We start from the raw sequence: 25,013 nt of genomic DNA, 5'->3' as shown, positions 1-25,013 counted from the left end.
GAGTATGCAGTCTTTTCTTTATTATTGTCAATGTATTGTTATAATTTGTTGAAATATAAGATATGTAATGTTAATATTATACTATAATAGTAATTATGCGATAACATTTGACAATATTATATATTAATATATAAATTTTTAACTATAATTTAAAAATTTATAAAATAGGGGGCAGGATAAAGATGGGTGATAAAAGAGATTTATGTAAAAAAATATTTACATTAATTATATTACTGCTTGGGATATTCTTTTATAACGATATTTGTTTCTCGGCTGATGAAGAAAAAAGACAAGTTTTACTTATAGGCTCTTATTCATCAATTAATGAAGCTAAGAAGGAAAACTTTCAAGAAATAAAATCTCAGATAGAAAAAAATCACAATTGTTATCTGGTTACGGAATATTTAGATAGCAACAAAATAAATGACAATAAATATGCAGAGCAAGTTATTGAAGATTATAAGAAGAAATATAATGAAGATAATTTGTATTTAATTGTAGCACATGATAGTAACAGTTTTAATTTTATAAATAAATATGGTTTGGAATTTTTGGGGAAGGCTCCATTAATACTTTCTAATGGGGCTAATAATCAAGCAATTTGCAAAATGTTAAAAAATACTTATAGAAAGGAAAGAAATCTATTTTTAATACCTAAAAAGCATATTTTGAATCTTGCCATATTTGTAGTTAGCATGTTAATAATAATAATACTTATGTTATTAAATAATATAGAAAAAAGAAAAACTACAGAGAAACTACTAAGAGAGAATGAAGATCAAATAAAGAATATAATTAATGCTACTCCAGATATAATATGCTTTAAAGATAAAAATGGAAAGTATATAAAAGCTAATGAAGCACATAGAAAGTTTTTAAATCTTGAGAATGTAGATTATATAGGAAAAAGCGATGAAGAATTATTAAAAATAAAATCTAATTTTAAAGAGGACATATATCGATTTATTGAGACAGATAAAAAGGCTTGGGGAAAAAAAGGTGTATGGAGGGGAGAGGAAAAGTTTATTGATAGAGATGGAATTTGTAAAGTTTTTGATGTAATAAAGGTGCCTATCTATAATGAAGATGGAAGTAGAAAGGCTATGGGCGTGATTGGGAGAGATATTACTGAAAGAAAGATAAATGAAGAATTAAAGAAGGAAGCAGATGAGAATGTAAGATTATTAGAGAAGGCTAAAGAATCGGATAAACTTAAAACAGAATTTTTTGCTAATGTATCTCATGAGCTAAGAACTCCTTTAAATATTATGCTAAGTAGTTTTCAATTAATTGAATTATATATTGATAATGGATCTATAGTAGATAATGGGGTAGATCTAAAAACAAGAATTAAAGTGCTTAAGAAAAATTCTTTAAGACTTTTGAAGCTTATAAATAATATAATAGATATTACTAAAATAGATTCGGGATTTTATGAAGCTTACTTAAAAAATTGTAATATAGTTAATTTAGTTGAGGAGACAACTTTATCTGTAGCAGAGTATATGGAGAGTAATGGAATAGACCTAGTATTTGATACGGATGTGGAAGAAAGAGTTATAGCTTGCGATCCAGAGAAAATGGAAAGAATTATGTTGAATTTATTATCTAATGCTACTAAGTTTACTCCAAGTGGAGGAAGGGTGGATGTGAATTTATTAGATAAAAAGAATAGTATCATTATTTCTGTAAAGGATACTGGTATAGGTATACCAAAGGATAAGCAACAGATAATATTTGAAAGGTTTGGTCAGGCAAGTAAGGATACAAATGCAAATTATGAAGGTAGTGGGATAGGATTATCACTTGTAAAATCATTAATTGAAATGCAACATGGTACAATTAAGGTAAAAAGCGAATGTGGAAGTGGAAGTGAATTTATAATAGAATTACCTTGTAGAATAATAAATGAACAAGGTAATATTGAAAATATAGATGAAGTAGATAAGGAAATGATAGGAGTAGAGTTTTCAGATTTATTAACCACATAATATATGATAGTTAACAATTTATTAATAATTTTAAATGTTTTCATTTATGCAAGCTTATAAAAAAAGCTTGCATTTGTATATAAAAGTGATAAAATAGAATATATGATAAAATTATTTTTACATAATTTGGAAAGAAGGTGTAAATATGAAAGATGATAAAAAATTCAAATTAACTGAAGATGTTATAGAAGAGTGCTTAGAAGAAAGTATTGAAAAGCCAGAAAATAATAGCAAGAATTTAAACAAGAAGATTGCTTAAATTTAAGCTATTTATTAAATAATTTATAGATAGGAGATGAGAGATAGCATTGGAGTACACACTCCTAATGTTTATATTTATGAAAGAATCAAATTCGTCTATACAATTAGACAAATAAAATCTCTAGCTTTAGTTTTTTAAACCTTAGCTAGGGATTTTTTTATTTGTCCTAAAAAGGGAAAGCCTAAAGTAGGTTTTCCCGCAGTGTTACTATAATTTAGCAGGGGCAAAAACAGAAGCAATTAAATATCCATCTTAAAATCCAGAATAAAAATAATATAAATATTATCCATAATATGAAAAAGAATATACAACAACACATAAATATCACCTCCTACTAAGTACAAAGCCATGTTTTAAATTATGACTATATAGAAGAAAGTGTAGGTTAATATATTATATGACGAATAAGGAAAATTGTTATTTTAATATATTTCATTTTGATTTTGTATTTTTTAGTTGAAAAATTGGAAATTATATATTTTTTATGATATAATTGTAATATAAAGTATAATTGCTAAAAATATGATTTATTTAGGTAATTTATATTTAGTAATAATTTATATGGTTATAAAGGGGAGATTTTCATGCTTAAAAATGCTAAACTGAAGAAGAAACTAATGGTAGTATTAATTGTTCCAATAACAGCTTTAATCATAACTATGGCTATAGCTATCACTGCATTAAATTATTTACAACAAAATTTAACTAATGCCCTTTATGAGCAGAGTTATAAAGTATCTAATTTAATCTTAAATGCTGATACAAGTATGTATAAAGCAATGGATGCACAAAAAAATTTATTTTTAACTGATGGATCTGATCCAAATTTTAAGGAGTTTATAAAAGACAGGGATAACAATATTAATAATGTAAAAGAACAAATGGCTGAGAGCAAAAAAATGATAGAGGGAAATAAAAAGATTTCCATTATATACAAAAATGAAAACGATAATAAAGATATTATGAGTGAATTTGAAGAATTTGAAGGAAATTTTAATGAGTGGGAAAAAGAATGTGTGAAAATTACTAATGTTTTAGCGGTAAAAGAGCTAAATAATCGTACAACAGAAATGGTACAAGAAAGGTCAAAAGAGCCAAAGTTTAATTTAGCAAGACGTAATATAGAGCATATTGGAGAGGCAGTACAGAAATATGCTGAAGAGAATATAAGTGAGAGTAAGGATAGTAAAAGAAATGTATTGCTAATATTAGGATTAATAGATGTGGCTGCAGTACTATTATCTATGGCAATTGGTTGGTTTATAATAAAAAATATAATAAAAAGAATAAATAGTGTTAAAGATTTAATTAATGCTACCTCAGAGCTAGATTTGAGTTCTGAAACTCAGGATGACAAATTAACTAATGATAAAGATGAAATTGGAGATATAAATACAGCTGTTATAAAAATGAGAGAAGCATTGAAGTTAATAGTAGAACAATTAAATAATAGTATAGTACAGATTTCAAGTAGTGCTCAAAACTTGGCGGCGGCAACAGATGGAACTACAGCTTCCATAGAGGCTGTTACTCTAACTGTAGATGAAATAGCAAAGGGAGCACAAGAACAAGCTAAAGAAGCACAAAATGGTGTGGAAAAATTGGACACACTTGCTAATAAAATAAATATTGTAGTTAATAGTTCAGAACAAGTAAAAAAATATTCTAGTGATGTAAAAGAAATGAATACTAAGGGAATGTCTTCTATGGACAAGTTACTAGACAAATTCAATTTAAATAAAAAAGCTGTAGAACAAGTAGGAGATAATATAAATATATTGGATGAGAAATCTGGATCTATAGGTGATATAATAAATGCAATTCAATCTATAGCTGAACAGACAAATCTTTTAGCTTTAAATGCAGCTATAGAGGCTGCAAGAGCAGGAGAAGCAGGTAAAGGATTTGCTGTTGTTGCAGAAGAGATAAGAAAACTATCTGAACAAACTTCAGAGTCTACTAAAGAAATAGAAAAAATAGTAAATGAAATACAAGAAGAAATATCAAATGCTAAGATAAGTATGGATTCGGGTAAGGAGGCAGTAAAAGAAGCTGATGTAGCTGTAGGAGATGCTAATGAAGGATTTGAGAAAGTAGATAAAATGATAAAAATAACACTTCAGCATATAGATACATTGGCTAGCAACATAGTAGAAGTGGACAATGATAAGGAAGAAGTGCTTGGAAAAATTCAAGGAATTTCAGCAATTTCTGAAGAATCTGCTGCTTCTACAGAGGAAGTATCAGCATCAATGAGTGAACAAGCTGAAACTGTAAATAATGTATTAAAGATGACAGAAGAATTAAAAGATATAGCAGTACGATTAGAAGATTTAGCAAAGAAGTTTAGAATATCAAATAATTCTTAGGTTACATAGAGCTTCTTTAAAATAAATATAGAATGTAAGCTGAAATTTAAAATAACTAATCTAAAAGTGTAAATATGGTATAAGCAAAGCTGTAGATAAATTTGCCTTAGTGTAAATTTATCTACAGCTTTTAATATTGAGTTTTATATATTAAAATTTAAAAGTTTCTCCTATTTCTAAAATTTTTATAGAACCATCATTTATTTTTTTAAGTATGTTTAATGTATGGTCATCTTCATCTTGAGCCAATATATAAGTTCTGTAATGAATAGGAATCATTATTTTTCCATTCATTTCTTTAAACATTTTAAAACTTTCATAAGGGGAACAATGCATTTTTCTAAATTCATCAGGAACATAGCATCCAACAGGCATTAAGGCAATATCTGTATTTAGATTTTTAAAGTTTGTTGTGTAAGCTGTATCACCAGGGAAAAATATTTTTTTATGTCCATCATCAATAAGATAAGCATTACTATTATATCTTTTTCCTAAATAATATCTTCTCCCATCATGAAGACTTTCTAGTACAGATATTGCTAAATTATTAAATTTAATTTTTTTATTGGGGCATATTGGAATAACTTTTTTAAAACCTAATCCCTTAATTAAATAATAAAATCTTTTAGGAACTATTACTATAGCGTCCTTATTTAATTTTCTTAGAGTATTTAAATCTAAGTGATCCATATGACCATGGGATAATAGTATGTAATCTATGTGTATTTTAGATAAATCTAAAGAAGGTTTTATAAGTCTTTTAATATGACCTAAATAATTACTTAGTACAGGGTCTGTTACTATAATTTTATTATCTATATTTATAACAACGGTAGCATGACCAATCCATTGAAGAGAATTTTTCTCTAAACTGTTGTTTAAAGGTGATGTAGCTTTTTTAAAATAAGCTTTTAAGTTTCTTTTGTGAAGTGCATACATGTAAGTGCATACTTTAAAAAAGTGTAAATTTTTTGCCATTATATTCCTCCTTAAATGCAAAACATTAATTCTTTTTAAATGAAATCTTTTCTTTTATTTCATTTAAAATATGATTGAATTTTTTAGAAGTAATATTAGGGAAAGCTTTGATAAGTCTGGAGTATTCATTCATTATTCTATTTGTTAAAGCTTCATATTTGCTTTTTAGATCTTCTATTTTCTCTTCAATGTTTTCGGTTCTTTGGAGAGTTTTTTCAGCGGCATTTTCTTTTATATATGCTACCTTATCTTTTATTTGTTTAGATAGTATATCTAATTCCTTTAATATATATTTAATTTGTACTATTTCAATTATAGTTGTAGCAAAATCTGTAATAAAATAAAAAGTTAAACAATAAAGTAGTGGTATGCCGGCGTTTAAAGGAATAATTGATATTAATTTAGCTACTATAGGGTGAATAATTTTTATAATAAAAATTGATATAATTCCCCAAAACAAAGAAAAGCTTAAACAAATTCTACCTTTTAAATTAAAAGGTACGTCACTATAATCCCACCATACACTGTTAAAGCATTTTTCAAGTATATAACCTGTAAAATATTCAATTAGTGTAGTTAGTATAACAGAACACATAAATAGCAAAATTAAATTGTTGTAAACTGGATATAAAAAAACTATTAGTGATAGAGCACCAAAACCATATATAGGACAAAAGGTTCCTTTTAAAAAACCTCTATTTACAAAATGTCCTTTCTTAACAGTTGCATAAATTGTTTCTAGTGTCCAACCTAAAAAAGAATATATACAAAAACAATAAAATAAATAATAAAATGAAAAATGAAAAATAGACCAATGTTGCATGGTAACCTCCAAATAGAAATTAAAATTAAACAAAATAAATATTGATTAAAGTTTTGAATTATATTAAAGTATATTATTCTATAAATGTAGTAGAAGTCCTTTAAAAAGCATTAAATGTTAAGCTCAATATTTGCAATTATAATTATTAAGTGATATATTTTTAATAGTTTGGATTGATTTATAATACCTTTTAAGAAATAATATAATTTCACATACTAAGAAACTTCTTTGGAGGTGAATATTTATAATGAATATTTATTTGTTAAGACATGGGCAAACTGAAAGTAATAGTAAAAGGGTATATTATGGTAAATTAGATGTAGAACTAAATGATGAGGGAAAGACTCAATGTGAAGCTGCTGGTAAGAGATTAAAAAACATATCATTTAATAAAGTGTATACTAGTGGGATGAAAAGAGCCATACAAACTGCTGAAATTGCTCTTTATGGTAAAAAGGTAGAATTAATAAAAGATGAAAGAATAAATGAAATGAATTTAGGAGACTTTGAGGGAAAGAATTATGAAGAAAATGAAAGCCAATATCCAGAAGAGTGGAAAAAGTGGACAGAAGATTGGAAGGGATATGCACCACCTAAAGGAGAAAGCTATATAGAATTTTACAATAGGGTAAAAAACTTTATTGAAGATATAATAAAGCTTGAGCATGAAAACATATTAATAGTGACCCATGGAGGGGTTATAAAAAGTATTTATGCATACATATTAGGAGAAAATCCAGATTTGTTTTGGAAATTTGGCACAAAGAATGGTGATTTGACATTAATAAAATATGAATATGGAAATTTTTATATTGATTCTATAGTTCACTGCGAATGATAAAAGATTAATAATAGACAATAAATATTAAAGAATAAAAAGTGAAATAATTGTTATACACAAAGATTATTATCTATATATTTATCATTTATTATTTAATCAAGTTTGGAGGAGTAAAAATGAGCTTAGGAAAAATTATATTAGTTACAGGAGGGGCTAGAAGTGGCAAAAGCTCCTTTGCAGAAAATATTTTAAAGGATAAAGATGATGTTTTATATATTGCTACATCTATAGTAACAGATGAGGAAATGGAAGATAGAGTGAAAAAGCATAGAGAAAGAAGAAATTCTAAATGGGAAACTTATGAAGGGTATGTGGATTTGGATAAAGCTTTAGAGAATAGCAATAGTAAATATGTGCTTTTGGATTGTGTTACTATTATGACTACAAATATAATGTTTAGCGAAGAAAGAGATTTTGATACTATCTCTATGGATGAAGTAGATAAAATAACTCTTAAAATAAAAGAAGAAATTACTAAGTTTATTTCAAAGGGAAGAGAATTAGATAAAGATATAGTTATGGTTACTAATGAAGTTGGATTGGGATTAGTACCTGCTTATAGAATGGGAAGAATATTTAGGGATATAGCAGGTTTTGTTAATCAATATATAGGAAGTCTTTCTGATGAAATATATTTAGTATGCTGTGGACAGCCATTAAAAATTAAATAGGAGTGACAGAAGATGAAAGAGTATTTTTATGATCTTTTACTTATGGTTCAGTTTTTAACAAGATTACCAGTAAAAAAAAGTCTTCCATGTGATATGAAGAATTTTAGAGATGGAACCGCTATGTTTCCTATAATAGGTTTCATAGTAGGAGGAATACAATGGCTCACTTATTATGTATGTATAAAGGTTTTTCCATCTAATATAACTGCTATATTTGTGTTGTTAGTGGGAATACTTTTAATAGGGTGCCTTCATCAAGATGGTTTTGGAGATATATTTGATGGATTTTTTTCCTTTAAAGGAGATAAGGATAAAATAATAGAAATAATGAAAGACAGTAGAATTGGAACTTATGCAGCAGTAGCGCTAATTTTTGATATATTAACAAAGTATGCAGCATTATCTTTTATAATATCAAAGAATATGTCTTTAGTTATAATTGTAGCACCTGTAATAAGTAGATGTAGTACAATATTACTATCACTAATAGGAAAGAATGCTAAAAAAACAGGTACTGGAAATCTGTTTATACAAAACACATCATCAGGGCACTTTATAGTAAGTTTATTAATAACTATTGGATTAAGTGTATGGCTAATTGGTGTACATAATACTATAATAGCAATTCCATTGGGTTTTGTAGTAACTTTATTATTTTTACAACTTTGCAATAGCAAAATTGGAGGTATTACTGGGGATTGCTTAGGTGCAAATAATGAGTTTGTAGAAATGACTGTACTTATTTTGTTTACAGCTATTTTAAATAGTTAGTTTTCATATTTTTACATTGACAAATTATTGAATGTATAGTAAAATTATAGTCGAAAAATGAATACATGATATTTAGGTGCCTAGATTTTAGGTGAAAAGGGAATGCGGTTTAATTCCGCGGCAGCCCCCGCTACTGTAATTGATGACGAACCTTTTATAACCACTCTTTTGAAAAAAAGGGGAAGGAAAAGGGGAGTGTGATTCATAAGCCAGGAGACCTGCCTAAGTATTTAAGAACGAACTTTCGGCGGGAAAGAATCTCAATATGCAAAATTCCGGCTTTGGCCGGTTTTTTTATTGTGTCTAGATTCAGCAGGTTTGAAAGTCTGCTGTTTTTGTTTGGGCTGTGTTCTTAGAATAAATAATGTCCATCTTTATTCTAATTTATTTTTTAACCTCCTAGTTAAAAATAAATACCTTTTATTAAATTTAGGGACACAGCTAGATTCTTTTTTTAGTTCATAATTGTTAATAATTATTTAGAATGATATAATTATTAATTGGCGAAATGTTAATTATTAATCGTTAATCATATAAGCGGGGTGTTTAATTTGGCAAAAATAATGATACAAGGAACAGGGTCTTCAGTTGGAAAAAGTATATTAGTAACAGCATTATGTAGAATATTTAAACAAGATGGATATACTGTTTGTCCATATAAATCTCAAAATATGTCTTTGAATTCATACATAACTCATGATGGTAAAGAAATGGGAAGAGCGCAAGTGCTTCAAGCATATGCTTGTGGATTAGAACCAGAAGCATATATGAATCCTATACTATTAAAACCTACTAGTGACAAGAAATGTCAAATAATTTTTAATGGTAGAGTTTTTGGAAATAGTACTGCTATGGAATATCATAATATGAAATTGGATTTTGCAGATAAACTAAAAAGTCAATTTGAAGAAATGGAAAAGCAGTTTGACATAATAGTAATTGAAGGAGCTGGAAGTCCTGCAGAAATAAATCTAAGAGACAGAGATATAGTAAATATGGGATTAGCTGAAATGGTAGATGCTCCGGTACTTTTAGCTGGTGATATAGATAAGGGAGGAGTGTTTGCTTCTCTTGCAGGTACTATGGTTCTATTTAATGAAGAAGAAAGAAAAAGAGTAAAGGGAACTATTATAAATAAGTTCAGAGGAGATGTAGAAATACTAAAACCGGGCTTAAAGATGTTAGAAGACATTATTAAAGTACCTACAATTGGAGTTGTACCGCATTTTAGCTTGGATTTAGAAGACGAGGATGGAGCAGTAGAATTTAATAAAAGTGCAAAGGCTCCAATAGATATTGCAATAGTAAAGCTTCCTCACATATCTAATTTTACAGATTTTGATGCTTTAAAAATTGAGGAAGATGTATCTACAAGATATATAACTTCAAAAGATAATTTTGGGAATCCAGATTTGTTGATTTTACCAGGAACTAAAAATACTATAGATGACTTACTATCTTTAAGAGAATCAGGTTTAGAAGATTTAATAAAGGAATATGCCAAGGATGGATTAGTAGTAGGAGTATGTGGTGGATATCAAATGCTTGGTAAAACTTTAAAAGACCCTTATGGAGTAGAAACAGATAATAAAGAAACAGTAGGAATTGGTCTTTTAGATGTGGAAACAGTATTTGAAAAAGAAAAAGTTACTACAAGAGTAAAAGCCACATCTAAGGATGTTGAAGTATATGGATATGAAATACATATGGGTATATGTTCATATGGAGAAAATGCTAAACCACTTTTCACCATATATGACGAAAATGGAAAGAATGTTGAAAGAAAAGATGGAGCAGTAAACGAAAATGGAAATGTAATGGGAAGCTATATTCATGGAGTATTTGACGGAGTGAATTTCAGAGAAAATATTATAAATAGATTAAGAAAAGAAAAAGGTTTGGAGTTAAAGAAATCAAAGGTTTATGAAAACTTGAGAGAAAAGAATTTAGATATACTTGCAGACTTAGTAAGACAAAATATGGACATAGACTATATTTATCAAGTTATGGGCATTAAAAGATAGAGGTGATTAACATTTCTTTTTATATGTTAATGAATTTTATAGACATATTATTAGCAGTGATTATAGATTGGATAGTGGGAGATCCTTATTGGTTTCCCCATCCTGTAATATATATAGGAAAGCTTATAAGTTTTTTGGATAAAAGAGGAAGAAAGTTTTGTAAAAGTAATAAGGCATTAAAAGCTTTTGGAGGACTTATAGTAGTAATTGTAGCTAGTATTTCTTTTATAATTCCTTTTTTAATATTGTTTTTAGCAAAGAATAACTTATGGATTTATCACATTTTCAATATAGTTATTCTATGGACAACTTTAGCAGCTAAGTGTCTTAAAAATGAAGCTATAAAGGTATATAATGCACTAAAAAACAGAGATATAGAGGATGCAAGAGTAAAGCTTTCATATATAGTAGGAAGAGATACTAGTGAGCTAACAGAAAAAGAGATAATAAGAGCAGATGTAGAAACTGTAGCAGAAAATGCTTCTGATGGTGTAATAGCTCCGCTTTTTTATGGAATAATTGGTGGTGCTCCTTTAGCTATGATGTATAAAGGTATAAACACTATGGATTCTATGCTTGGATATATGAATGAAAAATATCTCCATATAGGATTCTTTCCAGCAAAGGTAGATGATGTGTTTAATCTTATACCAGCAAGACTTTCAGGTATACTTATGTGTCTTACAGCACCAGTAGTAAAAGGGAATATTTTGGAGAGTTTTAAAATAATGATAAGAGATAGAAAGAATCATAAAAGCCCCAATTGTGCATATCCTGAGGCGGCAACAGCAGGAGCTATGGGAATACAAATTGGAGGGACTAATGTATACTTTGGAGAAGTTGTTTACAAGCCTACCATTGGAGATAAAAATAAAGAATTAAATTTTATTCATATATTTTACAGCATAAAATTAATGTATGCTTCAGAAATTTTGTTAATGTTATTTTACGGATTAGTTGTTTTAGCTTTAATTAATCTTTAATATAAAGAAGGTGTAAAGTATTGCAGCATGGTGGAGATATATATACAGAAGGTATATTAAAAGGAAGAGAATTAATAGATTTTAGTTCAAATATTAACCCTTTAGGAATTCCAGAAAGCTTTAAAAAACATATAGAAGAGGGAATTCAGTCATTAAATAGATACCCTGATGCAAAATATAGGGAGCTGAAGGAAAACTTAACAAGATATATAAATAGTGGTTATGAATTGTTTCATTCTAACGCAAGTAAAAATAAGTGTTTAATAGAAGAAAGTAACTTGGTTTTAGGGAATGGAGCAGCAGAAATTATAGATTTAGTTATTTCTTGTTTTGAGAGTATTTTAATAATGCCTCCATCTTTTGGTGAATATCAAGAAGATGCTGAGAAGTGGGGGCTAAATATTTTTCATTTATCTATGAATGAGAATATGGAATATGATTACAAAGGAATACAAAATAGTATAGATAAAGTTCAAGCTTTAATAATAGGAAATCCTAATAATCCTAATGGGGGAATAATAGATAAAAATAAATTTCTTCCTATATTAAAATACTGTGAAGAAAAAGGAAAAACTGTAATTATAGATGAAGCTTTTATTGAATTTACAGGAAATATAGAGAACAGCTTTGTAGAAGAATTAGAAAACTTTAAATGTATTTTTGTAATAAGGGCTTTAACAAAATTCTATGCTATGCCAGCTATAAGGCTTGGGTTTGGAATAAGCAAAAATGAAGAGATATTAAATAAAATAAGAAAAAAGCAAAATCCTTGGAATATAAATTGTTTTGCAGAACTTGCAGCCAAATATGTTTTGAAGGACAAAGAGTACATAAAAAAATCTATTACATGGATTAATGAAGAAAAAAATTATTTGCCTAAAGAATTAGAGAAAATATCATATATAGAAAAAGTTTATAAAACCTATAGTAATTTTGTATTATGCAAGCTTAAAGGAATAGATTGTGATAGGTTATATGAATTATGCATAAAAGAGGGAATAGTTATAAGAAAGTGTGATAATTTCATAAGACTTGATAAAAGTTTTGTGAGATTCGCTATTAAAGATAGAGAAAAAAATGAATTGTTAATTAAAAAACTAAACTTGATAATTATTTAATTAATATTATTAATTATAAAATATTAATATGGAGGGACTTTAAATGACAAAAAAATTTACACTCTTAATGATGATGGCATTTGTACTTACAATTACGCCAAATGTTTATGCTATGCATATAGCGGAAGGATTTTTACCACCTACTTGGGCTGGAGTATATTTTGTTATAGCAGCACCATTTGTAATTATTGGACTTAAGCAGGTTAGAAGCAAAAGTAGTTCAAACAAAGATATAAAAATGCTTTTAGGATTAGTAGCAGCTTATGCATTTATTCTTTCAGCAATGAAAATACCTTCAGTTACAGGAAGTTGTTCTCATCCAACAGGTACAGGTCTTTCAGCTATATTATTTGGACCATTTGTATCTTCAGTGGTAGGAGTTATAGTATTATTATTCCAAGCAATTTTACTTGCTCATGGTGGATTAACTACTCTTGGAGCTAATACAGTATCTATGGGTATAGCAGGACCTATAGTTTCTTACATTCTTTATAGAGCATTAAAGAACAAGAACAAAAGAGTAGCAGTATTTTTAGCAGCATGTATTGGAGATTTAGTTACTTATTTTGTAACTTCAGTGCAGCTTGCATTAGCTTTCCCAGGTGGCGGATTTGGAGCAGCATTTATTAAATTTTTCTCTATATTCTCAATAACACAAATTCCTCTTGCAATAGTAGAAGGAATATTAACAGTTGTTATATTTGAATTTATAGAAAGCCATTCAGGTAAAGAACTAGAAATACTTAGTGAGGTGAAATAATTGAAAAAGAGAACTATATCTTTATTATTAGTATGTTTTTTAGTCATAATAGGATCATTAGCAATTGGAACTAGAAAAGGTGGAGAATTTGGAGGAGCTGATGACCAAATTGAAGATACAATAAAAGCTACTAATGCAGATTACGAACCATGGTTTAGTAGTATATGGGAACCACCATCTGGAGAAATAGAAAGTCTTCTTTTTGCAGTACAGGCAGCTATAGGAGCAGGATTTATAGGATTTTATATAGGAAAGAAAAGCAATGTTAAAGCTAATAATGGCTCTGTCCAGAACAAATAAATTAACAGATGTACATCCTGTAGAAAAGATTTTACTAGCAGTAATGCCAATAATAATAATGGGATTTGTAAAAAATCCCATTATCATCATTGGTAATATACTGTTTTTTGTGCTATTACATATAAAAATCAGGAATAATAAAGCAATAGTAGCAAAATTTAGCTTAGAGATAGCAGGTTTTGCAGCCTTTTCTTCTATTACTTTATTGTTTGATTATGGATGGAGTTATGCTGTAATAATAGTACTTAAAAGTTTATCTGCAGGGTTGTGTCTGTCATTTTTTTCCTTATCTACTCCCATAGATCAGGTTTTATATTTGTTTGCTAAAAATAAAGGATTAAGAGACATATGCGATATAGCAAAATCTATGGAAAGATTTTTAATTCTTATCAATGAAGAGTATAATATTATGTATTGCGCAATGAAATCACGTGGAGGATTTAGTAGTTTTTCATCTAAAATAAAGGACACAGGAAAAATGGCAGCTCTTTTATTTGTAAACACCATGGAAAGATGGAAAAGTATAAGTGACGGAATTAACAGTAGATGTTATAAGGGATATATGCCATATTTAGACGAAAAATTTGATTTTTCTAGAAGAAGATTTGCATTAATATGCTTATATGATATTTTGTTGATCTCTTCTACGGTTTTTTTTAATAAAGCATCGTTTTAATAAATCTAAGCAATTAATGGAGATGATAGTTTGATGATAGGAGTTTTAGGAGTAAAGAGCAACGTTAAATTGGAAATAAGAGAAAAGCTTTCTATAATACAAAAACATTATGATAGTTGCTTAGAAAGTCTTAAAGAAGTATGTGATGAGGTGCTTATATTAAGCACCTGTAACAGAACAGAGGTGTATTTTAATACATCTAAGGATTATGAAGAAATAATTCTTGAAATATTTGATAGATTACATTGGGATAAAAATTATATAAAGTATACTTTTCATTATGAAAATGAAAAAATGGTAGATCATCTTATGAGAGTAATATGTGGATTTGATTCTTTGATATTAGGAGAAGATCAGATATTAGCACAGATAAAAGATGCTTATGAAATAGCCCTACAGTCTAAGAGTGTAAAGAAAGATATACAAAAACTTTTTCAAATGGCCATTACTTGTGGAAAAGAATTTAGATTTGAATCAAAATTATATACTATACCTGTATCTTCTGCTTCAATAGCTGTAAATGAAGGAAGAAGAATGGGAGCAAGAAGTTTTATGGTTTTAGGATATGGGGAAGTAGGAAGCTTAGCATGTAAGTATATACTTTCAGGAAGTTTTGATAAGTTATATATAGCTGTGAGAAATACATCTGTTGTTAATATAGATGATAAAAGAGTAGAGATTATACATTTTAATGAAAGGCAAAATTTTTATAAGGATGTAGATTGTATAATAAGTTGTACTTCTGCTCCACATATAGTAGTACATTCTGCGGAGCTTCCAGAAAAGAAAATGGTTATATATGATTTGGCTGTACCAAGAGATGTTGAGGAAAGTATTGGCTGCATGAAAAATATACAACTTTATGATATAGATAGAATTAGTTTAATGAATGATGAAAACTGTCATAAAAGAGAAGAAATAATGAATAGCAATAAATATATATTAGATAAATATATGCAAGAGTTTTTAGATTGGCAAAAGATAAGGGATATATCTCCTGAAATAAGGAAACTTAAAAAGTGCGGTGAAGATGTATATAGAAAAAGGTATAAGACCTTTAAAAATAAAAAATACACAAAAGACACTGATAAATTAGCTGAAGTTCTTTTGAAAAGTACTTCTAATGTTTATGTTAATAGAGCTATAGAGGTTTTAAAGGAAGAACAGTTGAAAGGCAGGTTAGATGAATGCCTGAACATAATACAGAGAATATTTTATGTAGGGGAATAGATTATACATTTATTTCTCTTATATCAGATAAGACGAATGTTCTTATAATAGGTGGAGGAAGAGCGGGATTTATAAAGGCAAAAACTTTTAGTAAAAAGGGCTGTAATTTAACAGTAGTTTCTAAAGAGTTCTGTGAAGATTTTAATAGCATAGAAAGTTTTAGTAATGTCAGGCTTATAAAATCGGAATATAATAGAGAATATATTTTAAATAACCACCTTATTGTAATAGCAGTAAATAATGAAGAAATAAATTCACTTATAAAAAAACACTGCAATGAACTCAGTAAACTTTATTTAGATTGCACAGATTTTAAGAAAGGATTATTTGTGGTTCCTTGTCAAAGAAGCACAAATGTAACTTCCTTTGGAATAAATACTAAAGGTGGAAGTCCTAAGACTTCAAGATATTTAGCAAATAAATTAAGTAAAGTTTTATATGAGTATGATTCCTTTGTGGAATATAGTTATTCATTAAGAAATAGAATTAAGGACTTTCATAATAAAGATGAAATTATGGAGTTTGTGGCTTCGGAGGACTTCTATTTCTTTTATAAAAAGAATCAGCATGAAAATATTTTAAAAATGTTTTATGATGGAGGTAATAATTTTGAAATTAATAGTTGCTACTAGAAAAAGTAGTTTGGCTCAGACTCAGACAGATTTAGTTATAAATATGATAAAAGAAAAACATAATGTAGAATGTGAAAAACTTTTAATGGATACTTTAGGAGATAAAATACTAGATAAAACTTTAGACAAAATAGGTGGAAAGGGTCTTTTTGTAAAGGAAATAGAAATGGCCTTATTAGAGGACAGAGCTCATATAGCAGTACATAGCATGAAGGATGTACCTTATGAAATACCACCAATGTTTACAATGGCTGCTATACCAGAAAGAGAAGATGTTAGAGATGTATTTGTATCAAGAGACGAAACTCCTTTTATGGAATTACCTAAAGGAGCAAAGGTAGGCACAAGTAGCAGAAGAAGAGCAGCTCAGCTAAAACTTTTGAGACCAGATGTAGAAATAGTTCCTATAAGAGGTAATGTTCAAACAAGAATTAGAAAAATTCAAGAGTTAAACTTACATGGGACAATACTTGCAGCAGCAGGACTTAAAAGACTTAATATGGAAAATGTAATTACAAATTACTTTGAAGCTATGGATATAGTTCCTGCTATAGGACAGGGAGCTTTAGGACTAGAGACTAAAGTTGAAAGCGAAGCTATTGAAATTGTTAAAGATATAGAACATAGAAAAACAAGAATTTGTGTAGAAGCTGAAAGAAGTTTTATGAGAGAACTTAAAGGAGATTGTCATTCCACTATAGGAGCTTATGCAACTCTAGAAAAAGATTTAATGTATGTAGTTGGAATATATGAAATAGGCGGAAGAATAATAAAAAAAGATATAGAAGGAAATACAGAAGCATTTGAAGAACTAGGAAAAAATTTAGCTAAAAAAATTATCAATGCGTAGGAGGTTACTATGGAAAAAGTATATCTTATAGGAGCAGGACCAGGAGATGAAGAACTTATAACTTTAAAGGCTGTAAGAATGTTAAAAAAATGCACAGCTGTTATGTATGATAGATTGGCAGGACCAGGAATACTAAAGTACTTAAATGAAGAGTGTGAAATATACTACTGTGGAAAAGAACCAGGATGTCATTATAAAACTCAGGAAGAAATAAATGAAATGTTAGTTCAACTTGCTAAAAGGGGTCATGTAGTTGGAAGAATAAAAGGTGGAGATCCTTTTGTATTTGGACGTGGAGGAGAAGAAATATTAAGACTTATAGAGGAAAATATAGAATTTGAAGTTATTCCAGGCATAACTTCAGCTATATCTGTACCAAATTATGCAGGTATTCCTGTAACACATAGAGCCATAGCACAAGGATTTCATGTGTTTACAGGTATGACTGCAGATAAGCTTAATATAGACTGGAAAGCTGTAGCTAATGTTGGTGGTACATTAATATTTTTAATGGGTTTTAAAAATTTAGACATAATCAGAAATAGACTTATGGAAAATGGTATGAGTGAAAGTACTCCTTGTGCCATTATAATGAGAGGAACTACATCAAAACAGAAAAAAGCTATAGGAACACTTAAAGACATAAAAGAAAAAGCAGAGGCTACTAAGATAAGTTCTCCTTGTATTATTCTAGTAGGTGAAGTAGTTCAATTTAATGATAAGTTTAATTGGTTTGAGAGAAAACCTCTATTTGGTAAAAATATATGCGTTACTCGCTCAAGAGAACAAGCAAAAGAATTAAGAGAAAAATTAAGTGATTTAGGAGCACAAGTTACCGAAATTAATGCCATAAAGGTTAAGCAAACTAAGAATAATTTAGAAGGTTATATGGATAAATTAAAAGATTATGGTTACATAGTTTTAACTAGTGTAAATGGTGTAAATGTATTCTTTGATTACTTAATTCAAAAGGAATACGATATAAGAAATATGAAAGCTAAATTTGCAGCCATTGGACCTGCCACAGAAAAAGCTCTTTTATCTAGAGGAATTAAGGCTGAAATTATAGCAAAGGAATTTGTAGCAGAAGACTTATTTGTGCAAATGAAACCTCATTTAAAGGAAGGAGACAAAATACTACTTCCTCGTTCAAAGCAGGCTAGGGAATATTTAGTTGGAGCATTAAATGGAATAGGTTGTATAGTAGATGAAGTAACTACTTATGAAATAGTTAAAGGAGATTTACCAAACCCAGAAGCTTTTGAAGATGTGGATATAGTGTTATTTACTAGTCCAAGTATCGTCAGAAATATGATAGATATGGTAGGATTAGAAAATCTTCAGAAGAAGCAGTGTTTAGCTATAGGACCAATCACAGCAGAAGAACTAGAAAAGAACGGAATTGAACACTTAGTTTGCGATGAATATACTACTGATGGAATGATTCACAAATTATTAAATATGAAATAATAGGGGTGTTAATTATGTTTGACAGACATAGAAGACTTAGAAAAAATCAAGCTATAAGAAGTATGGTTAGGGAGACTATTTTAACTCCAGATGATTTTATATATCCAATATTTGTGGTAGAAGGAGAAAATATTAAAAAGGAAATAAGCTCTTTACCTAATAATTATCATTTTTCAATAGATAGATTAGATGAAATCATTAAAGAAGTTGTAGATTGTAAGGTTAAAGGAATAATATTATTTGGAATTCCAGAACATAAGGATGAAGTAGGAAGTGACGCTTATGATGATAATGGAATAATTCAAAAAGCAATAAGAAAGATAAAAGAGTTAGCTCCAGAACTTTATGTTATTACAGATGTTTGTATGTGTGAATACACAAGTCATGGACATTGTGGAATTATTTGTGGCCATGATGTTGATAATGATAAAACTTTAGAATATTTAGCTAAAATTGCTGTATCTCATGCTAAAGCAGGAGCTGATATGATAGCACCATCGGATATGATGGATGGAAGAATTGATGCTATAAGAGAAGGATTAGATGAAAATGAATTTAAAGATATTCCAATAATGTCTTACAGTGCAAAATATTGTTCAGCCTTCTATGGACCATTTAGAGAAGCAGCAGATTCTGCTCCACAGTTTGGAGATAGAAAAACTTATCAAATGGATCCAGGTAATATAAGAGAAGCTATGCTTGAAATACAAAGTGATATAGAAGAAGGAGCAGATATAATAATGGTTAAACCTGCTCTATCATACTTAGATGTTATAAGATGGGCTAAAGATAGATGTGATATGCCAGTTGCGGCTTATAGTGTAAGTGGAGAATATGCCATGGTTAAAGCAGCAGCAAAGATGGGACTTATAGATGAAAAGAGAATTGCGTTAGAAATGTTATTATCTATAAAAAGGGCTGGTGCAGATATGATTATAACTTATTATGCACTTGATGCAGCAAAGTGGATTAAGTAAGGGAGTTGATATTTTTGAGAAATTTAGAGATATTTGAGGAATCAAAAAAATATATGCCAGGTGGAGTTAATAGTCCAGTTAGGGCTTTTAGAAACGTTACTGTTAATCCACCAGTTATTAAAAAGGGATTAGGTTCACATATATGGGATGAAGATGGAAAAGAATACATAGATTTTGTAGCTTCTTGGGGACCTATGATACTTGGACATAACGATGAGGATGTAGTAAAGGCTATAAAAGAAGCTTTAGAAAATGCAATAAGTTTCGGTGCACCAACAGAATCAGAATTAATACTTGCAAGACATATGGTTAATACACTAGATAATGTTGATATGATTAGAATGGTTAACTCAGGTACAGAGGCTACTATGAGTGCTGTAAAACTTGCAAGAGGATATACAAAAAGAGATAAAATAATAAAATTTGCTGGTTGCTATCATGGGCATTTTGATGGATTCTTAGTAGAAGCAGGTTCGGGTGTGCTTACAGAAAGAATACCAGGTTCTCCTGGAGTGCCAGAAGGAAGTATACAGAACACTTTAATTGCTCAATACAATGATATAGAAAGTGTAAAAGCATTATTTGAGAAATATGGTGAAGATATAGCTGGAGTTATAGTTGAACCTGTAGCTGGGAATATGGGTGTTATCCCGGGAGAAAAAGAGTTCTTACAGGGACTTAGAGATGTCTGTACTAAATACGGAGCAATACTTATATTTGATGAAGTTATGTCAGGATTTAGAGTAGCTTATAAAGGAGCGCAGAGTCTTTGTGGTATAGCACCTGATATTACAACTTATGCAAAGATCATGGGAGGCGGACTTCCAACTGGTGCATATGGTGGTAAGAGAGAGATAATGGAAAAATTATCTCCAATAGGACCAGTATATCAAGCAGGAACTATGTCTGGAAACCCAGTGGTTATGGCAGCAGGATATGCTACTTTAAAGAAACTTTATGAAAATCAAAATTATTATGAACACATGGAAAATGTAGGCCACAAACTTGCAGAAGGAATGAAGGAAATAGCTAAAGAAAAGGGCATTCCACTTACTATAAATAGGTGTGGAGCTATGTTTACTCCTTTCTTTACAGAAAAAGAAAGAGTAAGAAATTATGAAGATGCTAAGAATTGTGATACTAAATTATTCGGAAAATTCTTTGAGCATATGTTAGGTGAAGGAATATATACAGCTCCATCACAATTTGAAGCTATGTTCATAGGAGTTAAACATACGGAATCAGAAATTGAGAAATTTTTAGAAGCTATGAAAAAATTCTAAGGAAAAGGTGAAACTATGAAAAGTATAGTGATATCTTCAAATAGTAGTGGTGGCGGAAAAACAACTATTACTTTAGGAATTATAAAAGCTTTAATGAAAAAAGGTTTTGATGTGCAGGGATATAAAGTTGGGCCAGATTATATAGATTCAGCTTTTCATTCTAGAATAACAGGAAAATCATCAAGAAATTTAGATCTTTACCTTATGGGAGAAAATGGTGTGAAGTCATCTTATTCTAGAGGCCAGGGGGATTTAGGTGTAGTAGAAGGTGTTATGGGGCTCTATGATGGTAGAGGAATAGATTCAGAATGTTCTACAGCACATGTAGCTAAAACTCTAGGACTTCCAGTAATACTAGTGATATCTCCTAAAGCACAAGTTGCTACTTTATGTGCAGAAATAAATGGTCTTGTAAATTTTGAAGAGAATGTAAATATATTAGGAGTAATACTTAATAATATAAGTGAGAGTTATTATAACTTATTAAAAGCAGCTATAGAATATAATTGTAAAATTAAAGTATTTGGATATGTTCCTAAGGATGAAAGACTAATTTTAGGTAGTAGACATTTAGGGCTTATTCAAAGTAGTGAAATAGATGATTTAGAAGAAAGAGTAGATGCATGTAGTGAACTTATTTTAAAGCATGTAGATATAGAAGATATTATAAAACATTTTAAAGAAACGCCAAAATATGAAGATAATTTTCATTTAGAAAATAAAGGACTTAAAATAGGTGTAGCCTATGATAAAGCATTTAGTTTTTACTACAAAGAAAATTTAGAGCTTTTAAGTGAAGTAGGTGAGTTAATTTATTTTAGTCCATTAAAGGATAAAACTTTACCAGAAGGATTAGATTTTCTTTATATAGGCGGAGGTTACCCAGAGGTGTTTTTAAAGGAATTAAGCAATAATAAAACTATGCTTAAAAGTATAAAGGATGCCTTAGATAACGGACAAAAATGTTATGCAGAATGTGGAGGGCTTATGTATCTTACAGAAGCCATAGATAATGGAGAGATTCAGTGTAACACAGTAGGATTCTTTAGTGGAAAAGCTACTATGACAAAAAGACTTCAAAACTTTGGTTATGCAGAAATAGAGATAGATGAAGATAATAAAATTATATCTAAAGGAACAAAGATAAAATGTCATGAGTTTCATAAGTCATGTGTAACTACAGAGGATAATAAGATATATAAACTTAAAAAAACTATGTATGATGGAAAAACAAAAGAGTGGAAATGTGGGTATATAAAAAATAATACTTTGGCTGGATATGCTCATATACATTTCCTAGGAAATATTGATTTTTTAAAGCAAATGATTTACAGCAGATAACAGATAACAGAGCACAGATTATATAGCATAGTTGACAGTTAAGGATGTTTTTCTAATCTAAGCTTAAAAAACAAAATTATATATTTTATTGGAATTTTTTACTCCATAAAAAATTCCGTCCTTAACTGTTCTTTGTCAATTGTCAACTGTCAACTGATTAAGAAGGGTGTTGTTAAAGTGATAGATTATGTTAAAAAGCCAATGGCTATAGAAGAAAAAAGCTTTGAAATTATAGGAGAAGAAATGGCTCCACACAATTTTACAGAAGAAGAATTAAAGATAGTAAAGAGGACAATACATACCACAGGAGATTTTGATTATCAAAACATTGTTTATATTAGGGAAGGTGCTATAGAAGCAGCAAAAGAACTTTTAAAAAAGGGAGTAACTATTTATACAGATACTAATATGGCTAAGTCAGGAATGAATAAAGCTGCCTTAAAAAAATTAAATTGTAATGTAGAGTGTTATGTTTCTAACGAAGATGTAGCAAAGATAGCAAAGGAAAAGGGAATAACTCGTTCTATGGCAGGAGTGGAAAAAGCAGTTGAAGATGGAGTAGAATTTTTTGTGTTTGGTAATGCACCAACTGCATTATTTAAACTTATGGAACTTACTAAGGAAGGAAAAGCAAATCCTAAGTTTATAGTTGGATCACCAGTAGGATTTGTTGGAGCAGCTGAATCTAAAGCAGAAGCAGAAAAGCAGCTAGATGTTCCAATGATAACTGTAAGAGGAAGAAAAGGCGGAAGTAATGTAGCAGCAGCAATTGTAAATGCTTTAATGTATATGATAGTAGAAAGAGACTAAGCAGGTGATAATAAATGCTTGATATGTATGTAACTGTAGATGGTAAAAGATTAAGATGTGGATATACTACAGGTTCCTGTGCAACAGCAGCGGCAAAAGCGGCAACTATAATGTTATATAATGAGAAAAAGCTAAAGGAAATAAGCATAGATACGCCTAAAGGAATAAAACTCACCATAGGTATTGAAAAAATAAACTTTGGTGAGGATTTTGTAGAATGCTGTGTTATAAAAGATGGTGGAGATGATCCAGATGCTACTCATGGTCTTGAAATATGGGCTAGAGCTGAAAAGAGAGCTTCAGGCTATAACTTAAAAGGAGGCAAAGGAGTAGGGGTTGTTAAAGGGGAAGGTCTTTATGTACCTATAGGAGATCCAGCTATAAATCCTGTACCAAGAACCATGATACAAAATGAGGTAATGGGGGTATTGCCAAAAGAAAAGGGAGTAGAAATTACTATTTTTGTTCCAAGAGGGGAAGAAATAGCACCAAAAACTTTTAATCCTAGATTAAATATTGTTGGAGGAATTTCTATACTTGGTACTTCAGGTATTGTAATGCCTATGTCTGAAGATGCTTTAAAGGAATCTATAAAAATAGAAATAACTCAAAAGGTAGCTAAAGGACATAAGGATTTAATATTAGTTTTTGGAAATATAGGAGAAAAAAGAGGTAAGGAGCTAGGATTAGATGTAAACAAAATGGTGGTTATATCTAACTATGTAGGCTTTGCACTAGATTGCTGTAAGGAAAAAGGTATAAAGAATATAACTTTAATAGGACATATAGGAAAACTTTGCAAAATAGCAGCGGGATGTTTTAATACTCACAGTAGAGTATGTGATGTTAGACTAGAAGTTATAGCATTAGAACTTGCACTTATGGGATATGACAGAGAACTAGTGGAAAAGGTTTATAATGAAAAAACCACAGAAGGTGCAGTAAAACTTCTAGGGGACGATTATGAAGAACTCTACAGAAGGATAGCAGAGAAGATTAGAAAAAGAGTAAAGATATATACCTATGATGATATAGAACCAAAACTTGTTATGTTTTCTATGGAGAAAAATCTATTTATAGATGAAAACTTAACTAATAAAGAGTGAAGAATAGATAGTGAAGAGTAAAGGAGGCTATTTCTTAAACTAAGTTAAGAAATAACGAAGATTAAATTATTTTTAGATATTTTTAACTGCGTTAAAAATATCATCCTTAATTATTAATTCTTCATTGATAGAAAGGAGTGTAATGGTGGTTTATATAGTAGGAATAGGGCCAGGACATAGAGATTATATAATGCCTAAAGCTGTAAAAATTATGGAGAGCGCGGATATAATATTAGGCTTTGGTCGTGCAATGGAATCTGTGGACTTTGTTAACACAGCAAAGGTAAAAGTCCATAAAATAAGTGAAGTTATAGATGAACTAAATAAAAATAAGGATAAAAATATAGCTGTGGTTGCTTCAGGAGATCCTCTTTTTTATGGTATAACTGAGTACATAAAGAAAAATTATGCTGGGGAAATAGAGATAATTTCAGGAATAAGTTCTTTTCAATATCTTATGGGAAAACTAAATAAGAGTTGGCAGGGAGCATATTTAGGAAGCCTTCATGGAAGAGAAGATAGCTTTATAAATAAAGTTAAGGAAAATGAAATATCTATATGGCTTACAGATAAAAAGAATAGCCCTAGTGAGCTTGCTAAGGAATTACTTTTAAAAGGGTTAAATCCTAAAATGTATATAGGAGAAGATTTATCCTATGATGAAGAAATCATTACTGAAGGTTGTGCAGAGGAAATTCAACATAAAAGCTTTTCAGGACTTTGTGTTTTGGTGGTAGAAAATTTACA

General features: G+C 29.5%; 22 protein-coding genes, 1 pseudogene and 1 riboswitch. Of the genes and pseudogenes, 21 read left to right on the top strand and 2 right to left on the bottom strand.

Annotated elements, in window-relative coordinates:
* Nucleotides 1-182 precede the first annotated feature (182 nt).
* Both T514_RS24130 and T514_RS24125 read left to right on the top strand, forming a co-directional pair.
* Nucleotides 183-1,991, top strand: coding sequence for a PAS domain-containing sensor histidine kinase (locus tag T514_RS24130; RefSeq protein ID WP_051541915.1), 1,809 nt, complete (start codon nt 183-185; stop codon nt 1,989-1,991).
* Nucleotides 1,992-2,837: 846 nt separating this feature from the next.
* Nucleotides 2,838-4,622: a methyl-accepting chemotaxis protein gene (locus T514_RS24125; RefSeq protein ID WP_051541913.1), complete on the top strand. Its 1,785-nt coding sequence runs from the start codon at nt 2,838-2,840 to the stop codon at nt 4,620-4,622.
* A gap of 150 nt (nt 4,623-4,772) precedes the next feature.
* Here T514_RS24125 and T514_RS0107620 read toward each other — a convergent pair whose 3' ends face one another.
* Together T514_RS0107620 and T514_RS0107615 are read right to left on the bottom strand one after the other, a co-directional pair.
* Nucleotides 4,773-5,600, bottom strand: coding sequence for an MBL fold metallo-hydrolase (locus tag T514_RS0107620; RefSeq protein WP_051541909.1), 828 nt, complete (start codon nt 5,598-5,600; stop codon nt 4,773-4,775).
* A gap of 25 nt (nt 5,601-5,625) precedes the next feature.
* Complete coding sequence (locus tag T514_RS0107615) at nt 5,626-6,423, bottom strand: putative ABC transporter permease (protein WP_027624238.1); 798 nt, start codon at nt 6,421-6,423, stop codon at nt 5,626-5,628.
* A 247-nt stretch (nt 6,424-6,670) separates the two neighbouring features.
* Between T514_RS0107615 and cobC the strand changes: the two genes are divergently transcribed.
* The 19 genes and pseudogenes from cobC to cbiE all read left to right on the top strand — a co-directional run.
* Nucleotides 6,671-7,261, top strand: coding sequence for an alpha-ribazole phosphatase (gene cobC / locus T514_RS0107610; RefSeq protein WP_027624237.1), 591 nt, complete (start codon nt 6,671-6,673; stop codon nt 7,259-7,261).
* Between the two features lie 119 nt (nt 7,262-7,380).
* On the top strand, nt 7,381-7,935 hold the full coding sequence (gene cobU, locus T514_RS0107605; RefSeq protein WP_027624236.1) for a bifunctional adenosylcobinamide kinase/adenosylcobinamide-phosphate guanylyltransferase: 555 nt from the start codon (nt 7,381-7,383) through the stop codon (nt 7,933-7,935).
* Nucleotides 7,936-7,947: 12 nt separating this feature from the next.
* Nucleotides 7,948-8,706: an adenosylcobinamide-GDP ribazoletransferase gene (gene cobS / locus T514_RS0107600; protein WP_027624235.1), complete on the top strand. Its 759-nt coding sequence runs from the start codon at nt 7,948-7,950 to the stop codon at nt 8,704-8,706.
* Nucleotides 8,707-8,763: 57 nt separating this feature from the next.
* Nucleotides 8,764-8,946, top strand: a riboswitch (cobalamin riboswitch).
* Nucleotides 8,947-9,257: 311 nt separating this feature from the next.
* Nucleotides 9,258-10,730 carry a cobyric acid synthase gene (locus tag T514_RS0107590; protein WP_027624234.1) on the top strand — a complete coding sequence of 491 codons (1,473 nt, stop codon included), beginning with the start codon at nt 9,258-9,260 and terminating at the stop codon, nt 10,728-10,730.
* 23 nt (nt 10,731-10,753) lie between these two features.
* Nucleotides 10,754-11,713, top strand: a complete 960-nt coding sequence (cbiB, locus tag T514_RS0107585; RefSeq protein WP_027624233.1) for an adenosylcobinamide-phosphate synthase CbiB — start codon at nt 10,754-10,756, stop codon at nt 11,711-11,713.
* Between the two features lie 20 nt (nt 11,714-11,733).
* Entirely contained in the window at nt 11,734-12,831 is a 1,098-nt protein-coding gene (locus T514_RS0107580; protein ID WP_027624232.1) for a pyridoxal phosphate-dependent aminotransferase, read from the top strand.
* A 43-nt stretch (nt 12,832-12,874) separates the two neighbouring features.
* On the top strand, nt 12,875-13,591 hold the full coding sequence (locus T514_RS0107575) for an energy-coupling factor ABC transporter permease (RefSeq protein ID WP_027624231.1): 717 nt from the start codon (nt 12,875-12,877) through the stop codon (nt 13,589-13,591).
* Complete coding sequence (locus tag T514_RS0107570; protein WP_027624230.1) at nt 13,592-13,891, top strand: energy-coupling factor ABC transporter substrate-binding protein; 300 nt, start codon at nt 13,592-13,594, stop codon at nt 13,889-13,891. It begins immediately after the preceding gene.
* Nucleotides 13,854-14,567, top strand: a complete 714-nt coding sequence (cbiQ, locus tag T514_RS0107565; protein WP_156939838.1) for a cobalt ECF transporter T component CbiQ — start codon at nt 13,854-13,856, stop codon at nt 14,565-14,567. The genes T514_RS0107570 and cbiQ overlap by 38 nt, the downstream gene beginning before the upstream one ends.
* Before the next feature lie 33 nt (nt 14,568-14,600).
* Nucleotides 14,601-15,797 carry a glutamyl-tRNA reductase gene (gene hemA, locus T514_RS0107560; RefSeq protein WP_027624228.1) on the top strand — a complete coding sequence of 399 codons (1,197 nt, stop codon included), beginning with the start codon at nt 14,601-14,603 and terminating at the stop codon, nt 15,795-15,797.
* Complete coding sequence (locus T514_RS0107555; protein WP_051541907.1) at nt 15,755-16,429, top strand: NAD(P)-dependent oxidoreductase; 675 nt, start codon at nt 15,755-15,757, stop codon at nt 16,427-16,429. The genes hemA and T514_RS0107555 overlap by 43 nt, the downstream gene beginning before the upstream one ends.
* Entirely contained in the window at nt 16,407-17,279 is an 873-nt protein-coding gene (gene hemC / locus T514_RS0107550; protein ID WP_027624226.1) for a hydroxymethylbilane synthase, read from the top strand. The genes T514_RS0107555 and hemC overlap by 23 nt, the downstream gene beginning before the upstream one ends.
* A gap of 9 nt (nt 17,280-17,288) precedes the next feature.
* Nucleotides 17,289-18,749, top strand: a complete 1,461-nt coding sequence (gene cobA, locus T514_RS0107545; RefSeq protein WP_027624225.1) for a uroporphyrinogen-III C-methyltransferase — start codon at nt 17,289-17,291, stop codon at nt 18,747-18,749.
* A gap of 14 nt (nt 18,750-18,763) precedes the next feature.
* Nucleotides 18,764-19,726 carry a porphobilinogen synthase gene (hemB, locus tag T514_RS0107540; RefSeq protein ID WP_027624224.1) on the top strand — a complete coding sequence of 321 codons (963 nt, stop codon included), beginning with the start codon at nt 18,764-18,766 and terminating at the stop codon, nt 19,724-19,726.
* A 14-nt stretch (nt 19,727-19,740) separates the two neighbouring features.
* Nucleotides 19,741-21,009: a glutamate-1-semialdehyde 2,1-aminomutase gene (hemL, locus tag T514_RS0107535; protein ID WP_027624223.1), complete on the top strand. Its 1,269-nt coding sequence runs from the start codon at nt 19,741-19,743 to the stop codon at nt 21,007-21,009.
* A gap of 15 nt (nt 21,010-21,024) precedes the next feature.
* Nucleotides 21,025-22,350, top strand: coding sequence for a cobyrinic acid a,c-diamide synthase CobB (locus T514_RS0107530; protein ID WP_027624222.1), 1,326 nt, complete (start codon nt 21,025-21,027; stop codon nt 22,348-22,350).
* 177 nt (nt 22,351-22,527) lie between these two features.
* Nucleotides 22,528-23,160, top strand: a complete 633-nt coding sequence (locus tag T514_RS0107525; RefSeq protein WP_027624221.1) for a precorrin-8X methylmutase — start codon at nt 22,528-22,530, stop codon at nt 23,158-23,160.
* Between the two features lie 14 nt (nt 23,161-23,174).
* Complete coding sequence (gene cbiD, locus T514_RS0107520; protein ID WP_027624220.1) at nt 23,175-24,266, top strand: cobalt-precorrin-5B (C(1))-methyltransferase CbiD; 1,092 nt, start codon at nt 23,175-23,177, stop codon at nt 24,264-24,266.
* A gap of 142 nt (nt 24,267-24,408) precedes the next feature.
* Nucleotides 24,409-24,987: pseudogene (gene cbiE, locus T514_RS27145) on the top strand (precorrin-6y C5,15-methyltransferase (decarboxylating) subunit CbiE); the annotation flags it as partial.
* Nucleotides 24,988-25,013: the final 26 nt, after the last annotated feature.

Source organism: Clostridium lundense DSM 17049, assembly GCF_000619945.1.
Taxonomy (GTDB): Bacteria; Bacillota; Clostridia; order Clostridiales; family Clostridiaceae; genus Clostridium_AO; species Clostridium_AO lundense.
Note: the sequence above shows the minus strand (reverse complement) of the source record. Positions and strands in the feature narration are given on the sequence as shown.